The sequence below is a fragment of the Streptomyces sp. NPDC045431 genome (genome assembly GCF_040646655.1).
In the GTDB taxonomy this organism is placed as follows: Bacteria; Actinomycetota; Actinomycetes; order Streptomycetales; family Streptomycetaceae; genus Streptomyces.
On record NZ_JBEZAQ010000018.1, the window covers coordinates 38,331 to 56,416 of the forward strand.

Below are 18,086 nucleotides of genomic sequence, written 5' to 3' on the forward strand. Positions count from 1 at the left end.
GCCACTACGCTCCGAAAACGCGGGACCGCGCTGCGGACACGGCGGGGAGCCCGCGGGCGGGGCGCGGCGGCTGTACTCCCCAAGGGGGACCCTGCTCCGGAGGCGCCGCGTTGACGGCCCCGCGGCGGGCCGCGGCTACCGCCGCCGGAGGAGCGTGATGCCGTCCCGCCGGGCGACGCGCTCGTAGCCGTACCGCTTCTCGGCCGCGGCCAGTTCGGCCAGCTGCTGCTTGATCGGGTACGGCCAGTGCCCCGTCCGGTACGGCCACGCCTCGGGTGGGCGGCGGTCGAAGACGATCCACTCGGCGGTGGGGCGCGGCAGGCGCTTCCTGTCGTACTCGTAGAGCTTCCCCGCCACCGGGAAGGCCGGGAAGACGACGACCGTGCAGCGGGAGGTCAGCTGCGGGACGAGCCGGTTGGAGGCGGCGACGGTCGCGCCGTCCGGGATCCTCGCGAGCAGCGCGCGGGCCGCCTCGACGTGCGGGGTGGTACGCCAGGTCGCGCGCTGGGCGAGCAGCGCGAGCGGGAACGACGGCAGCATGACGAGGGTCACGGCGAGGGCGGTGGCGAGCGAGGCGCGCACATGGCGGTCGGCCAGGGGGTGGGCGGTGCGGCGCCAGGCGGTGAGCGCGTCGATCAGCCCGGCGGTGACGACGGGCATGAGCACGGCGCTGTAGTGGAAGGCCGTGCCCCAGTGGAAGGCGTTCTGCGACAGCATGCGCCAGGCGAGCGTCGGTACGGCGATCAGCGCGAGGGGCGAGCGGAGCGCGAGCAGCGCGGACGGCGCGAAGACCAGGACCAGGGTCATGGCCTTGATGTCGGGGCGCAGCGCGTCGAGGGGGGCGTGCGCGAGGGTGGAGAGCAGCGAGCCGTGCCCCTCGGTGAGGTTGCCGCCGTGCGCGTACGCGTCGCCGGGGTGGAAGGCGGGCAGCAGGAGCAGGATCTCGACGGCCGATCCCGCGACCCCGACGAAGGCGGTGGCGATGCCGAGCCGCCGCGGACCGCCGCGCCAGGCGATGTACGCGCCGATGGCGGCGAGGGTGAGGCCCAGGTCCTCCTTGACCAGCAGCAGGGGCGCGGCCCAGGCGACGGCGGCCCGCCAGCGCCGCCGGGCCAGCGCTTCGAGCGAGCAGGCGAGCAGCGGTACGGCGAGGGCGACCTCGTGGAAGTCGAAGGCGGCCGCCGACGCGATGCCCCAGCTCAGCCCGTACACGGCGGCCACGGCGTGCGCCGCGCGGCGGCCGAGCGCGCGGGCGGCCCAGCGGGCGAGCGGGACGACGGCGACGGCGAGCAGCGCGGACTGGGCGACGAGCAGGCACAGCGGAGACGGCCACAGGCGGTAGAGCGGCGCGAGGGCCGCCAGCAGCGGGTGGAAGTGGTCGCCGAGGAGGTTGAAGCCCTCGCCGCGCAACGGCACGACGGGGGCGCGGAGTTCGGCGTACGCCCGTACGGCCTGCTCGAAGATGCCGAGGTCGTAGCCGGTGGTGCGCAGGAGCTGGTGGCGGCGTACGGCGACGGTGGCGTACAGCGCGCACAGCGCGGCGGCCCACCCCCAGGCGAGGAGCCGGGGGGAGGGCGTGCGCACCGTGACGGGGGCGGCGGCCGGCGGCGAGACCTTTTGGGTGGGGAATGTCCGCATACGCCGGATGCTAGGCCGCGGACGGCGCGGCTCAGGTGAGGGCGTGGCCCGTGGTGCTGTCCACGTGGTCCGGCAGATCCCCCTCGTGGCGGTCGCCGGTGGACACCGTCCCGGACGGCTCGAACATCAGGATGTCCGCCCCCTCCGGCGCGGACGGCCGGTGCTCCGTCCCCTTCGGCACGACGAAGGTGTCGCCGCGCCGCAGCACGACCGTCCGCTCGGTGCGGGCGGCGGCGTCGCGCAGGGCGATCTCGAACCGGCCGTCCAGCACCAGGAAGAACTCGTCCGTCTCCTCGTGGACGTGCCAGACGTGGTCACCGGCGGCATGGGCGACGCGTACGTCGTAGTCGTTCATGCGGGCGACGATGCGGGGGCTGTAGACGTCGTCGAAGGAGGCGAGGGCTTCGGCGACATTGACCGGTTCTGTACGCATGCCTGGCAGTTTGTCAGTCACCACGGTGCCGAGGAGGCGGTGAACGCGCCGAGCAGCAGCCCCACCAGTGCCCCGCCGATCATGAACGGCCCGAACGGGATCGCGCTCTTACGGCTCGCCCGCCGCAGGAGCACCAGGCCCATCCCGTACGCCGCGCCGAAGAGGAACCCGGCGAAGGCACCCGTGAAGAGAATGTCCCAGCCGTACCACCCGAGGGCGACCCCGAGCGACAGCGCGAGCTTGACGTCTCCGAAGCCCATGCCGTTCGGGTGGATCAGGAACAGCGTGAAGTACGCGCCGCCGAGGGCGAGTCCGCCGAGCAGCGCGGAGGGCCACGACCCGGCGTGCCCGGGCAGCAGCGCGGCCATCCCGAGGAGCCCGGCGGCCGCGCCGGCGAGCGGCAGCGTCAGCCGGTCCGGCAGCCGGTGCACACGCGCGTCCACGGCGGCGAGCAGCACGGCGAACGGCGTGAGCAGCAGCCACACCGCGAGCTCGGGCCGCGGTCCCGTCGCGCCGGCGAGCACGGCGCACGCGAGGGCGGCACCCAGGGTGAGGGCGTTTCCGGTGGGCAGGACGCCCGCGGTCCCGGGACCGGGTACGCCGCAAGGCGCGCAGCGCGCGAGGCCGACCCAGCCGCGCGCCGGTCCGGTGAAGGCGTGCCCGGCGGGGCAGGTGTCGCGCCACGCCTCCTCCGGCTCGACCGACAGCCGGTACGCGGCGCGCGGCAGGAGCAGCCCGGTGGCGGCGCCCCACAGGGCGGCGACGGCGATCAGCGTGGCGTACACGCAGCGAACCCTAGGGCGGCGCGGGGCACCGGTCATGGGCCCGTGGGCCCATTCCCGTACGCGGCGGCCACCGCTACGGTCCTGCCCCATGGGGAACACGGGGAACACCGGGAACAGGACCAAGTGGCGCAACGGCACGGCGCGGTTGACGGTCGCGGGCGGCGCCGCGGCCGTCCCGGTCGAGGTCGCGGCCTCCTACGGCACCCGGCGGCGCGGACTGCTCGGCCGGGACGGCGTCGAGGGCGCCATGCTCCTGACGCCGTGCAACAGCGTCCACACCTTCCGGATGCGGTTCGCCATCGACGTCGCGTACCTGGACCGCGAGCTGAACGTCCTCGCCGTCACCACCATGCCGCCCGGCCGCCTCGGCCTGCCGCGCCCGCGCGCCCGCCACGTGCTGGAGGCGGAGGCGGGGGCCATGGAGCGGTGGGGTGTGCGCCCGGGCGTCCGGCTGGCGGTCAGCGAGGGCTGAGCTTGGCGGCCTGCGCGGTGATCAGGGCCGCGGGCATCTCCGGCGTCTTCGGTCCTTCGAGGTTCGCGGTGTAGAAGGTCGCCACCGTGGCGCCGGAGCGCACGACGTGGAAGACCAGCGGCACCGGATCGCCCTCGAAGTCCGCCGTCAGCTGGTACGCCAGGCCGTCGTCGCCCGCCTTCACCGGCGGCAGCGCGCGCACGCTCCGGTACGTGGAGGGGCCGGTCGGTCCGGTGGTGGTGAAGCCGTCGCGGCACGCCGTCACGGCGGTGCGCAGCCGGTTGAGGACGGTGGCCGCGCCCTGGTTCCCGTGGGTGGTGAGGAACACGGAGACGGCCGGGCGGCTCTCGGCGTTCGCGCCGGTGATCTGGCGGTACGCGGACGCCTGCGCGGCCGGCTCGGGCTTGCCGTTGAGCAGGGCGGTGAGCGGCGCGCACGCCTCCTCGGCGGGCGTCTCGCCCTGCGGGGGCGGCGGGTCCATGGGGCCGACGGTGTAGCCCGGTACGTCGGCGGTCGCGAGGATCGCCCGGTCGAGCTCGGCCCGGGTGAGGGGCTTCGACGCGCCGGGGACGCCGGGGTTCGCGGTGTCGCCGGGGGCGGGGTCGGCGGGTGCCGTGGCTTCCGGGGTGCCGGAGCTTCCGGCGCCTGGGGCCGCGCTCGCACGCGGGCTCGCGTTCTTGCCCGTGCCCGTGGGCTTCTCCGGGTCGTCGGGCCCGCACGCCGCCAGCACCACCGACGCGAGGGCGGCGACGGCCACCGCTCGTGCCGTACGTTCCGTACGCCTGGTCATGGGCGGACGCTAGCAACGCCGTTCGGCCGGGCGCATGGGTCCACGGGCCCAAAGCGCCTACGGCGGCCCGGCCCCCAGCAGCGTGAACGCCCCGTACGCCCCCGACGCGAGCGCCAGCCCCGCCACCACAAGGACCAGGTTCCGGTCGCGCAACCGGGCGAGGGCGACGGCCGCCGGGAGCAGCAGCGGGAAGGCGGGCATGATCAGGCGCGGGCGGGAGCCGAAGTACGCGGCGCCGACGAGCGAGATGACGACGATCGCGAGCCCGTACACGAGCACGGGCAGCGGCTGGCGCTGCCGGACGCACAGCCACACCACCCAGCCGAGCAGCGCGAGCGCCGCGCACAGCCCGACCCCGGTGAGCGGCTGCGGCCCGGTGAGGTTGCGCCAGACGAAGCGGCCGAGGGCCACGCCGCCGTCGATGCTGTTGCCCCAGGCGGCCTGGACGTCGAAGTACGCGGTCGGGCTGGACTTCCGTACGGCGACGAAGACGACGTACCCGAGCCAGCCCAGCGGTGCGAGCAGCACGCCGGCGGCCATCCGGAGCGTGAGCCGCCGCTCGCGTACGACCGTCACCAGCGCCGTGATGCCGAGCGCGGCGATCAGCGCGGCGGCCGAGGGGCGGGTGAGCCCGGCCAGGAGGCAGAGGGCGCCCGCCCGGATCCAGTGGCCGCGCAGCACGGCGTGGAGCGACCAGGCGGCGAGCGCGGTGAACAGGGACTCGGTGTACGCCATCGACTGCACGAACGCCGTCGGGTACACCCCCCACAGCACCGCGAGCACCACCCCGGCGCGCCGCCCGGCGATGTGGGCGCCGACGGCGTAGACGCCCCACGCGGCGGCGAGCGAGGCCACCCACGCCACCAGGAGCCCGGCGTCGTCGGCCCCGAGGGGCAGCACGGCCGCGAGACCCCGCTCCAGGGCGGGCAGCAGCGGGAAGAAGGCCAGGTCCGAGTGGAGGCTTCCGTCGGGGAGGCGGACCTCGTGCCCGTATCCGTGCTCGGCGATCCGTACGTACCAGACGGAGTCCCAGCGGCCCTTGAGCCGGTGGAGGGCGTCCTCGCCGGTGACGGCGGCGGCGACGGCGAGGACCGCCATGCCGATCAGCCGTACGGCCGCGTACCCCCACAAGGCGGGCGCGGCCCCGCTGGTCTGTCTGTCTTCGGGCATGCAGCCGATTATGTGCCGCTTATGTCCAGGGCAGGTGCGGGGGCCGCCGATGCCACCACCAGCCGCGGTCGAGGACGGCCGCACGCCGAGGGGTTCGCCAGGTCCGTCGCCGGATACAGCACGGTCGTCCCGGTCGCGGCCGCGACGCGACGGGCCGCCGTCGGCTCGTCGGGCGCCGTGGGGACGGCGCCGTCGGAGACGTACACGTCCCACGACAGCGCGAGGTCTCCGTGGACCGCTTGGTAGCCGCACAGGACGGGGGCGTCCCAGTTCCGGCCCTCGGGGTCGGCCTCCTCGTCGGCGACGTCCACGTCCGTCACGGGCACGCCCACCGCACCGGCCAGCGCCGCCGCCATGCCGGCGGCGGACGGCCGGTGCACGGTCAGGAGGTTGTAGAGCACCGCACCACTCACGGCCCGACGTCGGTGTCGCGCCCGTCGCGCAGGTCGAAGTACGTGACCCGCCAGCCCGCGCCGAGCTCCCGCCGCAGCCGGCCGGCGAGCTCCGCGCCGCGGGCGGCGAAGGCCTCCTCGTCCTGCGGCGTCCGGAAGCCCGACGCCATCGGGTCGTCGCGGTCCAGCGTGGCGTCGAAGGCGTCGCCCCAGCGCTCCAGGTCCTCCCGCAGCTCCCGGCTCACCGGGAGGTCGGCCGGGGCGACGTTGTCGAGCCCCTCGTCGGACCGGATCCACACCGGATGGCAGTCGTAGTCCGCCGCCACCCGTACCGTCCTGCCGCTGACCATCGTGCCACCCATCATCCGACGCTCTTGGGGTTCGCCCCGACGACAAACCCATTGTTCCCGACGGTCACGGCCACGCGCCGCTTCTGCCCCTTGAACTCGACCTCGTAAACCGGCCGGCCCTCACCCTTGCCCTGGTATCCGACCTTCTTGCCCTTGGTCGCCGCCGCCATCACCAGGTCGGGGATGTCCTCCTTGGCGACACCGGCGCGCTCGAAGTCGTCCGCGTGCTCCTCCAGGATGTGCTTCAGGCCGGCGCGGGAGTTTCCCTCCTCCAGGAAGACGATCTTCCCGTCCGCGTTCCGCTCGGCCCGGAGCACCTTCTCCGGGTCGAACTTGACGCCCTGCTCCTTCATTTCGTCGAGCAGCGCCTGGTCCACACAGTCGTTGTTGTGGACGAGGGACGCGCTCCGCGCGCCGACCGCGACGTAGTACGTGTGGAGGCCCGCGACGCTCAGGTCGTGCGTGGTCTGCCGCTGCGTGTAGCGCTCGACCGCCGTGACCCGCAGGACCCCACCGGCCGGCGTGCGCAGCGCCGCACCGGGCCGGATGTCACCCGCGTCGAACCAACCGCCCTCGTCGCTGAGCCAGAAGGGGTGCGTGTCGGTGGCGGTGACCGTCCCGGCGGCCGTGGTCAGCCGCGTGAACTCCTTGTCGTCGTGCGTCGTGAAGGTGCGCGTGACGGTGCGCGGGGCCGTCAGGCCGGTGGCCGGGTCGGTGGCGAGGACCTGGTCCCCGATGCGTACCGACTCGATCGGGACGCTGAGCCCGCCCGCGACGAGCACCCTGGTGCCGGGCGGGAAGCTGTGCCCGACGGGACAGGTGACGGGCTTCTTCGGCTCTTTCTGCTTCTCGGGGTCCCACTTCTTCTTGGCGTCGTCGAGCTTGTCCTGCGCCTCGGCGACCTTCTTGCGGTTCTTGATGAGGCCGGTGAGGCCGTCGTAGAGGTCGCCGCCGTGCTTCTTGAGCCTGCGGACGAGCTCGACGGCCTGCTTCCACTTCCACGGAGCCCCGTACTTCGCGGCCAGCTTGCCGACCGCGCCGCCGATCAGGCTCGTCAGGACGTTGATGAGCGTGTCGGTGCAGGCGCCCATGTCGCCCTTGGTGATGCAGTCCAGGGCGTCGGTGATGCCGAGCTCCTCGGCGAGGATCTTCGCGAGCTCCTTCGCCGCCGCGACGGCCTTGTCGCGGTCCGCCTTCTCGGCGGCCTGGGCGTCCTGGAGCTCCTTCAGCGCCTGCTCGTAAGCGAGCTGCTCGGGCGACTTGCCGGTGTCGTCGGCGGCGGGTTTCCGGCCGCCGGGGTTGTCGTCCCCGGAACCGTCGTCGCCGGGACCGTCGTCGCCGGGCTGGTCCTGCGCCTGCGGCTGCTGCGTGTTCCCCCCGCAGTTGTCGCCGCCGGTGACGCGGCACACCTGCGTGCGCAGCTCGGCGGCGATGGTCGGACCGAGCCCGGTGGCCAGCAGCGCGCCGACGATCGCCACGACGACCGCGACCAGCCCGACGTACTCCAACGTCGACTGACCGGACTGCGCCGCTTTCCGCCGGCGCAGCCCCAGCAGCCGAGCCTCGGTGCGTGGCAGCCTCCACGCCTTCCATGCCCGTACCCGACGACACGACATACCGCCGACGGTAGGAGCGCGCCTCGCAGAAGTCTTGGGCCCAGGGGCCCAGGGACGGTCTCATTCGCGGCGCGGGGCCTGCGGTTCTACTCGCCGGCGGCGTCCACCAGATCGTCCCTCGTCGTGGTGGCGTCGATCGTGACGTCGAAGTGGTAGCCCTCGTCGCAGAAGACGAGGTCGATGCCGGCCGGGACGAATTTGCGGTACCAGAGGGCGAAGTCGGCGACCAGGCCGATGTCCCCGTCCAGGTAGAGGCACCGCCCGTCGACGTGGGAGCGGCCCTCCAGGTCGGCGTCGCCGCGCCGCAGCTCCCACTCGACGTCGCCGTACTTGTCCCCGTCGGACAGCTCCCTGCGGCGTACCGCGGCGTCGGGCCACTCCGCCGCCAAGGAGGCCACGAGCAGGTCCTGCCCGACGCGCCACTCGTCGCTGTCGAACGCCACCAGATAGCTCATGCCTGCAGGTCCACCCTTCGTCCGTCCGTCGCGTCTGTCAGCCGCTTCTACCCTGGCACGTGGTTGTCCACAGGGGATGACGCGTGCGGGGCGGCCCCGGGACGATGGCGTCCATGCGGGGGGACTTGGCCGGCCTTGCCACACAGGATGTGCTGCTCACCCGCCACGCGGTGGCGGCGGGCCGGCACGGCGGCGCCCTGTCCCGGGTCCTGCGCGGGGAGGGCTGGCAGCCGGTGGTGCGCGGCGCATGGGCGCGCCCGGGCACAGAGGTGACCGCACGCCCGGTGCTGCGGGCCCTGCAGATGCTCCAGCCGCGCCTGGTGGTGAGCCACCGTTCGGCCGCGGCCCTGCATCTCGTCGAGCTCCTCCGTTACGAGACCGAGTTCACGAACCCGCGTGCGGGCACCGGGGGCAGACGGCGCGGGGTACGCGTCCACCGGGTGCCACTGCGGGAGGCGGAGGTGGTGGTGCGGCGCGGCCTGCGGGCGACGGCGGCGGTGCGCACGGTGGGCGACCTGCTCCGCACGGCGCCCCCGGACGAGGCGGTGGTCGCCGCGGACTCCGCGCTCAGCCACCGGACCGTCGGCGGGGTGAGCCGCCCGCCGCTGACCACGATCGCCGCGCTGGAGACCGAAGTCGCGGCCGACGGGCCCGGGCCGCGGCGCGGCTCGGCGACGGGACGACGCCTGCTGCGCCTCGCCGAACCGCGGTGCGGCTCCCCCGCCGAGACCCTCGCGCGCCTGCGGATGCACGAGGCGGGGCTGCGCCCGGAGCCGCAGGCGTGGCTGCGTACGCCTCGGGGGCGGGTGCGACGCGTGGACTTCCTGTTCCGGAGGGAGCGGCTGGTGGTCGAGATCGAGGGATACGCCTTCCACAGCAGCCCCGGGGCGCACCGCAACGACCTGGAACGCTCCAACGACCTGGCGTCCTGCCCCGAGGTGGGCACGATCCTGCGCTACCCGGCCTCGGTGGTGTTCCGCACGCCGGACCGCATGGTCGCGGAAATCCGCGAGGCCTTGGCGGCGGCGCTCTCCGGCACCGCCACGTGAGGGGGACCGGGTGGAATGGGGCGGCCGGGACTGGGGAGCCTGGCTTCCGAGAGCACCGTCCGCGTGATGTCAGTGGCTGCGCCTACCTTTTACGTATGACTGATCAGCAGTGGGCGGGCATCCGTCAACGGGTCGAGGCTCTGGCGACCTCCCCTGAAGGCACCGAGGTGTTCGGGGCCTTGGGCCACAAATGGGTGCTGGAGCAGCCGCTCAGCCACGCCGAGCTCGCAGAGCTCGAGGCGCAGCTGAAGGTGCGGCTGCCGGAGGAATTCCGCACGTTCCTGCTCAGTGTCGGCGCGGGTGGCGCTGGTCCCGCCTATGGCCTGTTCCCGGTACGGCGCATACAAGGCCGCTGGCGGTGGGAGGGCGACGGCGCCGAGCTGGCAGACCTGTCCCGGCTAGCCGAGCCGTTTCCCGCACAGGGCCCCGACCCGCAGCTGCTGGAGGAACTGGCGGGCCAACACCCTGAGGAGGACGACTTCGACGAAGTCGAGGAGTTCGACGACGCCATCGAGGCGTGGGACGAACGCTGGGACGCCCTCATGTACAACCCCGACCGTACCGTCGGCGCCATCGTCATCTGCCACCGTGGCTGTGCCCGCCGCGATTGGCTGGTGATCAGCGGCGCTCATCGAGGCACCATGTGGACCGACGGTCGTGCGGACGACGTCGACCTGGCTCCGCGTCTCAACGACGACGGGACTCCGGTGACCTTCGCTCGCTGGTACACCGACTGGCTGCGCAAAGCCGAACGGACCGTCGGGTCGACCTGACGCGTAACCGGCGCTCCCCATCACGCCGTGCGACACCTCAGTAGAACTCGTGGACGACCTCGATCGTGCCGACGATGTGCGCGTTGAAGTCGTCGAGCTCCTCCGCCGGAACCCAGAGCTCCAGGATGGTGCGACCGCCGGCCTGCTGGACCGGGTAGCGGCTCAGGAAGTCCGACTCGACCTCGAAGCGCGTCACGAAGCCGGCCCCGTCGTGCTTGACGTTCCAGTCCCGTGCGATGCGGATCGCGTAGTCCTCGTTGAGGACCGGATAGAAGATCGGCTGCTCCGGAAGCCGGGGCGGCCAGGCGCGCCACTCCAGCTCCTCGACGAGCGCGAGCTCCTTCGGGCCGGTGGGGCGCCAGAGGGTCGTCGTCGCAGGCTGGAGGGACATGAGCTTCGCTCTCTGGCGTGGGGATCGGAAACCTGGACGATACCGGCGCCTGGACCGTCCGGCCAGGCGGTTTCGTAGCCGTGCGGCCCTCTACAGCTCGGCCGTCGGCAGCGAGGACCGCGCTGGTCGGCGTTCGGTCTCGTACTCGTCCTCCTGCGCCGCGCTCAGTCGGCGAAGCGACGGACGTAACGCTTCTGCCAGGGCGTCTCGACGGCGTGACGGTCGTAGTGCCGGCGTACGTACTCCACGGCCTCGTCGGCCGGGACCCCGTCGAGTACCGCGAGGCAGGCCAGCGCGGTACCGGTGCGGCCGCGACCGCCGCCGCAGGCGATCTCGACGCGCTCGTCGGCGGCGCGCTTCCACGCCTCGCGGAGGACGGCCGCTGCCTGGGGGCGGTCGCCGGGCAGCCGGAAGTCGGGCCAGCGCAGCCATCGGGTTTCCCACGGCACCTCCGGGGGCTGCTTGCCCAGCAGGTACACGGCGTACGTCGGCGTGGGCCCTGCGGGCAGCGGCTTACGCAGTCCGCGGCCTCGGACCAGGCGCCCGGAGGGCAGCCGCAGGACGCCGGGGTCGTTAGCGTTCCAGGTCTCGGTCACCCGTTCACCGTAGCCGCCCAAGGCGACGGACCAGGCCGCATTCAGCGATGCGGCCCGGCCCACCCATGACCATCGACGAGTTCCGTCCACGGACAAACACGTCACTCTTCCGGAAGCTGCTCACCAGGCGCGAGAATCACATCGGCGTCGTCTGCCGCCCCGTCTGAGGTGAACGGAACAACCACGCCGCGCTCAGTCACGAGCCAGCCGAGGATCTCTTCTGTTTCCGGAACTTCATGCTCGTTTCGCCAATGCGCACGGTAGCCCCGGCCGGGCACCACACCCACCACCTTGTGAGCCAGGATCAGACGCTTGAAGTCCGGATAATCGGTCACGGGCCTCATGACACCTTGCTCGGGGTCGACGATGAGAGCCGTGCGCGTCACCAGATCCCACGCCTCGACATTTGCTTGACGATGCGCAAACAGGGCGATCCACCCAGTACTGTTAAATTCCATTTTTCCTAATACTCACGGAAAAGATGTTACGAGGCGACGCCATCACCCCGTAACACACACCTCGAGACCGAGAAATTCCCTAGTCGATAATTTCACTACCGATCTTACGCAGCGGATGCGCGGTCCGCAAACTTCCGTCCTCGTTTAGAATTACGCGCATCTTTGTCGTGTAGACCTGGTCACCGGTCAGGCCGTATTTTTTGATCTCATCCGGGGAGAGCCTTCCGACCCTGTTCGGCTCCCCGAAGTCCCAGTCGTAGACCCAACCATCACGCTTGGACCCATCGGGGTTTGTCCCCCAGTTGCGCTGCGGCGTGGCCCTGTCCACAGCTTGCTGGAGCCGCAGCTTCAGCCTGTTCTCACCCTTGACGTATTTACCTTCGAAAATTCCCTTGGTGTCGTCAACGCGCTCACCTCCATTGCGATGCTTCTTGAGCATCTCTACATAGTCACCCCCCCAGGTGACGATCGGCCGGAAGACCTTTGAGCCCTTAGCGGCGCCCTCGACCCCATCAATAGCCTTCTGGACGACCTTGAGCCTTCCGGCAGGCGTGGCGGCAAGGGCAAGCATGGCGCAGGATTCGGCCGTTGGCTCGTCGATGCATTTCTGGATATCTTCGAGACCCAAGGCTGCCGTGTAGGTCTCGTTGAGACCGGTGAGCATCTCTTTTTGAGATTCGGGATCGAATTCGCCACCGGCTATCAGGCACCCGGCGAGCGCGCCGGGCGGCGCCTTAGGTGCGATGACACAATCCGGCTTGTCTTCCTTCTCCTGCTGGGCCTTGCGTTCTTCCTCTGCTTGCTTTGCGGCTGCCGCGATCTCGGCCCGCAGCAGTTCCGCCGTGGTCTTCCAGGCGTCAGACGCCGCCTGCTTGGCCTCATCGGCACTCTTCCCCGCGTCGAGTGCGGCCTTGAAGGCATCCTCCGAGGCTTCCTGCGCTTCGGCAGCCGACTGGCGCGCGTAGTCGGCCGAGAACTGGGCGCGGGCCGCAGACGCCTCCGCGGCGTCCGCGTCACGGTCCGCCGCCTCCGCCGCGCTGCGGGCCGTGGCCGCAGACTTGGCCGCCTCGGCCGCGGATGCCGCTGCCGCGTCGGCGGAGGTATCGGCTTGCTCGGCGTACGTACCCGCCAGCTCGGCGGACTTCGCGGCTTCAGCGGCCGCCTTTTCGGCCTCCGCAGACGCGTTGCTGGCGACGGCCGCCGCCTTCGTGGCGACCCAGGCCCGTTCCCGCGCCTTGGCGGCGACCAGGCCGGCCTCCGCGATCAGACGCTGGACCTGTGCGAGGTGGGTGGCGGTGAGCTGGTCCTTGCGCTTGGCCATGTACTGGCCCGCCTGCGCAAAGTACCGCAGCTGCTCGGGTGTGCCGGCCTTCGCGATCTCCGCCGCCGCCTTCACCTCACCCGAACCAGCACTGAACAACTGGGTGGCCAGGACCGAGTCGTCCTGGTTGCGGGCGACGTACTGACCGCTGTACAGGAAGCGGGCAAGCGCCTTGGCCGAGTCGTCGTTCAGGGCAGCCTCGGCTGCCTCCTTGACGCCCCGCCCGCCGGCGCTGTGAATCTGGCTGACGGCCACCCGGTTCTCGGTCCTGGCTGCTTCGTACTGTCCTGTTTCGAGGAAGTGGCTGATCGCCTGGTCGTCACCCTTCACAGCCTCGGTCGCTGCGGTGCGGACCGCCTCGTGGGGGGATTCGAAGGACATATTGGAGACGCGTTCGCGGGCGTCCTCCCGTTCGGCCTGCTCCCGGCCGGTACGCAAGTACTCGAGCACGGCGGAGTCGTCGCCGGAGAGCGCGAGCTCGGCGGCCTCCTGGCTCCAAGATCCGTGCTTCTTCAACACTTGGAGGGCGTACTTCCGCCCCGCCGCGGCCGTGGCCGCCACATCGACGTCCGGCTTGGCCGCCTCGGCTGTCAGCCGACCGCCCTCCGCGTCGAGTTCCTGGAGCTCTTTGAGGATCCGTCCCAGGCCAGCGGCGAACTGGTCGTCTGCCTTCTTCTTGTCGTTGGCGCGTTCAATCGCTGCCGCGGTACGGCTGGCGAGGTCCTGCTTCTCCGTCTGCCGGGCCAGTTCGTAAACGGACTGCGCCGTGGTGACGGCAGCGGTCGCGGTATCGGCTGCCTTCCGCGCCTCTGCGGCATGCTTGGTTGCTTCGGCTGCGGAGTCCTGTGCCTGGCCCGCGTGTGCGGCGGCTGCATCGGCCGCGACGGCCGCGTTCTCGGCGTGAACTGCGGCGGAGTTGGCCCTCGTACGCGCCTCGTACGCGGCTGCGGCGGACTGGCGCGCGAGGGATTCCGCGGCCGTAGCAGCCCGATCGGCCTCGTCGGCATGGCGGCGTGCCTGCGCCGCTGCCTCTCGTGCAGTGCCCGATTGAGCACCGGCCGCATCCGCGTAGCCTGCCGCCTCTTCGGCTGCTGTGGCAGCGTCATCGGCGTGGCCGACCGCGCTGCGGGCGGCGAGGGCGGCCTCGGCCGCCTTCAACGAAGCATTGCCCGCCTTCAGTGCGGCATCAGCGGCCTTCTTCGCCCCAGCCGCCGCATTACGGGCATCCTGGGCCGCCTTCTTGGCGCCCTCCGCCTTGCCAGCGTCCGCAGAGGCCGCTGCGGCCGCATCGCGCGCGCGAGTGGCTGCGTCGGCCGCTCCGGCAGCGGCACTGGCGGCCTGGGCTGCGGCGCTCGCCGCCAGCCGGGCCGCCGAGTTCGCCGCGTTGGCGGCGGCGATCGCGGTCTGGGCCGCCCGAGCGGCGCCCTTGGCGGCATCGGCAGCTCGGCCGGCTGCTGCTGAGGCGCCCCTGGCGTCGTTACGAGCCGCCTCTGCCTCGTCGGCTGCCTTCTTCGCGGCCTCCATGGCCAACTTGGATGCCTCGACCGCACTGGCCGAAGCCTCCTCGGCGGCCTTGGTCGACTGCTCGGCCTGTGCGCCGGCCTGGAGGGCCTGCTCTGCGAGCTGAGCGATGGTGGCGCGTTCCTGGTCGCGGTTGCGGGCCACGTACTGGCCCACTTCCAGAAACTCGACGATGTCGGCCGGCGTACCCTGCAGCGCCAGCTTGGCGGCTTCCTTGGATGCCGGGCCGCCCATGCTGAGAATCTGGGTGACCTTGACCCGGTTATCTGCCTCACGGGCCTCGTACTGGCCCTCTTGCAGAAACGTGCGGACGTCCTCGGCAGTGCCGGCGAGTGCGGCCGTTCCCTTCCGCTTCACCCCGACATCGCCGTAGCTGACGATCTGAGTGACCTGCACGCGCTGGTCCTGCTCCAACGGCGCTTGCCAGCCGATGCGCAGGAATGCGCGCAGGTCTGTGTCGGTTCCCGCCAAGGCCGTCTTCGCGGCCGCGCGGACCGAGGGGCCGCCAACGCTGAGAACGTTCACCACTTCGATGCGGTCGTCGTGGTGCTGGGCCAGTGCCTTCTCGACGGTGAGGAACTTCTCCACATCCGCGTCAGACCCTGTCAGCGCCGCCTCAGCCGCGGCCTTGACACCGGGGCCGCCCGCTATCCAGGCCTGGACCACCAGGCCACGCCGTGTAACGGTCGGCAGGTCCGTGCCGGAATCGGACGCCTGGACGGGAGCCGAGCCGAGCAACCCCGTGAGCAGCACCGCAGACAGCAGGGCGCCGCACGCACGACGCACTGTCAAGACACGCGCCGACGCCCGGAGTCGGCCTCTTCGCTTACGCCTCACCCAACCGGCGCTCGACAGTTGTCTCACCTGGCCATACCTCCATGTCGAAAAAGCCCGGCATATCGCATCCAACGTCCATGCAAGTTGGACGAACCCCTTCGCGTAGGAGCGTGGTGAGGTTCCCTGCGACTGCAAGGCTGAGCTGCGGGATGTCCGATCAGCACCTGTCCCGCCACCTGCCGTGCGGCGGGACACAGTTGGGGACGTTCACAGAAACATTACATGTGCTTTACTTCCCGCCAGGCGGACGGGGGAGCCCGCTTTGATCTTCATCGGGAAGGAACCATGGCCATATCGCGTGCCCGCAAGGCACTCCTGCTCGGGCTCTTCGGTGCCGTAGCCGCGGGCTTCGGAGCAACAGCCCTCAGCACGGCCCAGGCAGCCCCGCTGCCCACAGCCACTACAGAGGCCGCGACCGACATGCCGGTAGCGGTAGAGGACTTCAACTACCCCGGTGCCGAAAGGCTCCTCCAGGAGCGAGGCATCACCCTGAAGCGCGGTGATGGTCACATCACATTGGTTCCGTGCTCCCAGCCGTGGGATATCAAGGTTGAGTCCCGGCTGGACAAGGAGCACTTCTGCTTCGACGTGAACGCCAAGCAGGGCTACCTGACACTGGAGCTCCCAGACGCATACGGCATCTGGACCGGAGCGCACTCCGTCGAGGCCACGCTCACGGCCGAGGGAGCGGAGACGGTCGTCGACGTGCCGGCGAACGACTACAAGCCCGTAGGCGAGGGGGACCTCCCCTCGGGGGCCAAGCCGTCCGTCCTGGTCGAACTCCGTGTCAGCAGTTGACCTCGGCGCCGATCGTCCGATGCCCTGTGCGTTCGGTCGTCCATCTCACCGGCCTCGCGCACCACTGAACAGCCAAGGGAAATCCCACGTGTCCAACATTCGCCGTCTCGCGGCGCTGACGAGCAGCTTGCTTGCCGGAGCCGTCGTGTCCAGCGCGCTCGCCGGCACCAGCGCGCAGGCCCTCACCGGCACGCCCGTTACCGACAACGCCTACGCGTTCACCGCAAAGATCGAGATAGGCAGCGACGAAGCGACCAATCGCGCCTGCACTGGTGCTCTGGTCGAGCCCCAGTGGGTGCTTACCGCCGCCTCGTGTTTCACCACTGGTGGTGCCGGGCTCGCCCCCGGTAAGCCGGCCCAGAAGACCATCGCCACCATCGGCCGGTCTGATCTGTCCGCCACCACCGGCGGTCATGTCAGCGAGATCGTCGACCTCGTGCCCCGCGAGGGACGTGACTTGGTCATGGCCCGTCTCGCGCAGCCCGCCACCGGCATCACGCCGGTCGCCATGGCGACCACCGCGACCACCGCCGGGGACACCCTCACCGTGGCCGGTTACGGCCGGACGAAGACGGAGTGGGCACCCACCAAGCTCCACACGTCCGCATTCACCGTCAACGCGGTCACCGAGACCGGCCTGGACATCGTCGGCAAAACCGCCGCTGACGCCATCTGCAAGGGTGACACCGGCGCCCCGCTGCTGCGTGACAATGCCGGCAAATTGGAGCTCGTCGGCCTCGGCAGCCGGTCTTGGCAGGGTGGCTGCCTCGGTGAGACCGAGACCCGCAACGGCGCCATCGGAGCCCGCATCGACAACATCACCATCGGCTCACGCCTGAAGGCGGGCCAGCGGCTGCGGCCGGGCGACTATCTCGCCTCCGCGAAGACGCGCATGGCGATGACGGCGGACGGCGACCTCGTCATCACGGGCGTCGACGGCAAGGCTCTGTGGGCGACCGGCACTGGCACCAATCCGGGCGCCACCGCGCTGTTTGACGCCAACGGCAACCTGTCCGTATACAAGGCCGACGGCACCACCAAGCTCTGGGAGTCGAAGACCACGGCAGCAGGCGGTTACGCCGCTCTCCAGGACCGCGGCAGCTTCGTCATCTACAACGCCTCCGGCCAGTCCGTTTGGTCGAGCGGCACGGTCGTCCGCAACGACTTCGATGGCGACAACATCGCCGACATGGTCGACTGGTACACCTACTCCGACGGCACCGACGCCATGCACATCTTCAATGGAAACGCCGACGGGTCCTTCGCCGCGCCACACTCCTCATTCGCGCGGACGCCGCAGGACTACTGGGACCTGAACTCCATGAAGAAGGTCTCCGGTGACTTCAACGGTGACGGCCGCAGTGACGTGGCGGTGATGTACAAGTACGCCGCCGAGACGAAGATCTGGACATTCCTCGGCAAGGCCAACGGCGCCTTCGAGACCCCCTTCGCCACCTGGATCGCACCCGCCAGCTCCTGGGACTGGAACCGTGTCCAACTGCACGCCGGTGACTCCAACGGCGACGGTCGCGACGACCTGATCGCCTGGTACGAATTCGAGGACAGCAGCGACGGCCTGTTCACCTTCGTCGCCAACTCCCGAGGCGGATTCACCACCCCGGTCAAGAGCTGGACCTCCACCACGTGGACCCGCTCCATGGGCAGGACCGTAACCGGCGACTACAACGGAGACGGCCGCGACGACCTCGCGGTCCTCTACGACTACAGCGGCGGCGCCATCAAGGTGTGGACGTTCCTCGCCCAGCCCACCGGCGGCTACGCCGCACCCTTCCAGGGATTCCGCCACGACACCTGGGGCGACTGGTCGGCGACCAACCTGCACTCCGGCGACTTCGACGGCGACGGCCGCGACGACCTGCTGTTCTGGTTCGACTACTCCGACGGCCGCGACATCGCCTACATCCTCAAGAGCAACGCCAACGGCACCTTCATCCCTCCGCGCGCAGCCCTCACCGCCGCCGCCGGCGACCTGACCTACACCTCAATGAAGATGGTCGTCGGGGACTACAACGGCGACGGCCGCGACGACCTCGGCGCGATGTACGGCTACAGCAACAGCACCGTGAAGATGTTCACCTGGCTCACCAAGGCCGACGTAAACTTCGCCACGGTCAGGACCAGCTGGTCCACCACCGCCGCCGGCGCCTGGTCCTACCCGAGCACCCACTTCATCAACCGCCACAACGGCTGATCACCACAATCACCACTCCAGGGGCCGGC

18 protein-coding genes are annotated in these 18,086 nt (G+C 70.9%); 5 read left to right on the forward strand and 13 right to left on the reverse strand.

Features of this window, described 5'->3' with window-relative positions; all coding sequences use genetic code 11:
• Positions 1-135: 135 nt before the first annotated feature.
• Genes AB0A69_RS27835 through AB0A69_RS27845 form a run of 3 tightly spaced genes read right to left on the reverse strand, consistent with a single transcriptional unit; the run spans position 136 to position 2,856 of the window.
• Positions 136-1,638 (reverse strand): DUF2079 domain-containing protein, encoded by a 1,503-nt coding sequence (locus AB0A69_RS27835; RefSeq protein WP_361427716.1) that lies wholly within the window; start codon positions 1,636-1,638, stop codon positions 136-138.
• Between the two features lie 31 nt (positions 1,639-1,669).
• Positions 1,670-2,071 (reverse strand): cupin domain-containing protein, encoded by a 402-nt coding sequence (locus AB0A69_RS27840; protein WP_361427719.1) that lies wholly within the window; start codon positions 2,069-2,071, stop codon positions 1,670-1,672.
• A gap of 17 nt (positions 2,072-2,088) precedes the next feature.
• On the reverse strand, positions 2,089-2,856 hold the full coding sequence (locus tag AB0A69_RS27845) for an A24 family peptidase (RefSeq protein WP_361427722.1): 768 nt from the start codon (positions 2,854-2,856) through the stop codon (positions 2,089-2,091).
• A gap of 88 nt (positions 2,857-2,944) precedes the next feature.
• Here AB0A69_RS27845 and AB0A69_RS27850 point away from each other — a divergent pair, with 88 nt between their 5' ends.
• Positions 2,945-3,328: a DUF192 domain-containing protein gene (locus AB0A69_RS27850; protein WP_361427724.1), complete on the forward strand. Its 384-nt coding sequence runs from the start codon at positions 2,945-2,947 to the stop codon at positions 3,326-3,328.
• On the opposite strand, the gene AB0A69_RS27855 is transcribed toward AB0A69_RS27850, so the two are convergent.
• The 6 genes from AB0A69_RS27855 to AB0A69_RS27880 all read right to left on the reverse strand — a co-directional run bounded on the left by AB0A69_RS27855 (position 3,315) and on the right by AB0A69_RS27880 (position 8,101).
• Positions 3,315-4,118 carry a hypothetical protein gene (locus AB0A69_RS27855; RefSeq protein WP_361427727.1) on the reverse strand — a complete coding sequence of 268 codons (804 nt, stop codon included), beginning with the start codon at positions 4,116-4,118 and terminating at the stop codon, positions 3,315-3,317. The two genes, AB0A69_RS27850 and AB0A69_RS27855, sit on opposite strands and share 14 nt — an antisense overlap.
• Positions 4,119-4,175: 57 nt before the next feature.
• Positions 4,176-5,288 carry a hypothetical protein gene (locus AB0A69_RS27860; protein WP_361427730.1) on the reverse strand — a complete coding sequence of 371 codons (1,113 nt, stop codon included), beginning with the start codon at positions 5,286-5,288 and terminating at the stop codon, positions 4,176-4,178.
• An 8-nt stretch (positions 5,289-5,296) separates the two neighbouring features.
• Positions 5,297-5,701, reverse strand: coding sequence for a hypothetical protein (locus AB0A69_RS27865; RefSeq protein ID WP_361427733.1), 405 nt, complete (start codon positions 5,699-5,701; stop codon positions 5,297-5,299).
• Complete coding sequence (locus AB0A69_RS27870; protein WP_361427736.1) at positions 5,698-6,045, reverse strand: hypothetical protein; 348 nt, start codon at positions 6,043-6,045, stop codon at positions 5,698-5,700. The genes AB0A69_RS27865 and AB0A69_RS27870 overlap by 4 nt, the downstream gene beginning before the upstream one ends.
• Entirely contained in the window at positions 6,042-7,646 is a 1,605-nt protein-coding gene (locus AB0A69_RS27875) for a polymorphic toxin-type HINT domain-containing protein (RefSeq protein WP_361427739.1), read from the reverse strand. The genes AB0A69_RS27870 and AB0A69_RS27875 overlap by 4 nt, the downstream gene beginning before the upstream one ends.
• Before the next feature lie 86 nt (positions 7,647-7,732).
• Entirely contained in the window at positions 7,733-8,101 is a 369-nt protein-coding gene (locus AB0A69_RS27880) for a hypothetical protein (protein ID WP_361427742.1), read from the reverse strand.
• Positions 8,102-8,214: 113 nt separating this feature from the next.
• On the opposite strand from AB0A69_RS27880, the gene AB0A69_RS27885 reads away from it, so the two are divergent.
• Positions 8,215-9,150, forward strand: coding sequence for a hypothetical protein (locus tag AB0A69_RS27885; protein WP_361427745.1), 936 nt, complete (start codon positions 8,215-8,217; stop codon positions 9,148-9,150).
• 95 nt (positions 9,151-9,245) lie between these two features.
• The gene (locus tag AB0A69_RS27890) at positions 9,246-9,923 is read left to right on the forward strand and encodes an SMI1/KNR4 family protein (protein WP_361427748.1); all 678 of its coding nucleotides are present in this window, start codon (positions 9,246-9,248) and stop codon (positions 9,921-9,923) included.
• A gap of 37 nt (positions 9,924-9,960) precedes the next feature.
• On the opposite strand, the gene AB0A69_RS27895 is transcribed toward AB0A69_RS27890, so the two are convergent.
• From AB0A69_RS27895 to AB0A69_RS27910, 4 genes are all read right to left on the reverse strand, one after another.
• Positions 9,961-10,314 carry a hypothetical protein gene (locus AB0A69_RS27895; RefSeq protein WP_361427751.1) on the reverse strand — a complete coding sequence of 118 codons (354 nt, stop codon included), beginning with the start codon at positions 10,312-10,314 and terminating at the stop codon, positions 9,961-9,963.
• Between the two features lie 164 nt (positions 10,315-10,478).
• On the reverse strand, positions 10,479-10,910 hold the full coding sequence (locus AB0A69_RS27900) for a protein-tyrosine phosphatase family protein (RefSeq protein WP_361427754.1): 432 nt from the start codon (positions 10,908-10,910) through the stop codon (positions 10,479-10,481).
• 101 nt (positions 10,911-11,011) lie between these two features.
• The gene (locus tag AB0A69_RS27905; protein WP_361427757.1) at positions 11,012-11,368 is read right to left on the reverse strand and encodes a hypothetical protein; all 357 of its coding nucleotides are present in this window, start codon (positions 11,366-11,368) and stop codon (positions 11,012-11,014) included.
• A 79-nt stretch (positions 11,369-11,447) separates the two neighbouring features.
• The gene (locus AB0A69_RS27910) at positions 11,448-14,963 is read right to left on the reverse strand and encodes an ALF repeat-containing protein (protein WP_361427760.1); all 3,516 of its coding nucleotides are present in this window, start codon (positions 14,961-14,963) and stop codon (positions 11,448-11,450) included.
• A 369-nt stretch (positions 14,964-15,332) separates the two neighbouring features.
• On the opposite strand from AB0A69_RS27910, the gene AB0A69_RS27915 reads away from it, so the two are divergent.
• Both AB0A69_RS27915 and AB0A69_RS27920 read left to right on the forward strand, forming a co-directional pair.
• Positions 15,333-15,845 (forward strand): hypothetical protein, encoded by a 513-nt coding sequence (locus AB0A69_RS27915; protein WP_361427763.1) that lies wholly within the window; start codon positions 15,333-15,335, stop codon positions 15,843-15,845.
• Between the two features lie 88 nt (positions 15,846-15,933).
• Positions 15,934-18,057, forward strand: a complete 2,124-nt coding sequence (locus tag AB0A69_RS27920) for an FG-GAP-like repeat-containing protein (protein WP_361427766.1) — start codon at positions 15,934-15,936, stop codon at positions 18,055-18,057.
• Positions 18,058-18,086: the final 29 nt, after the last annotated feature.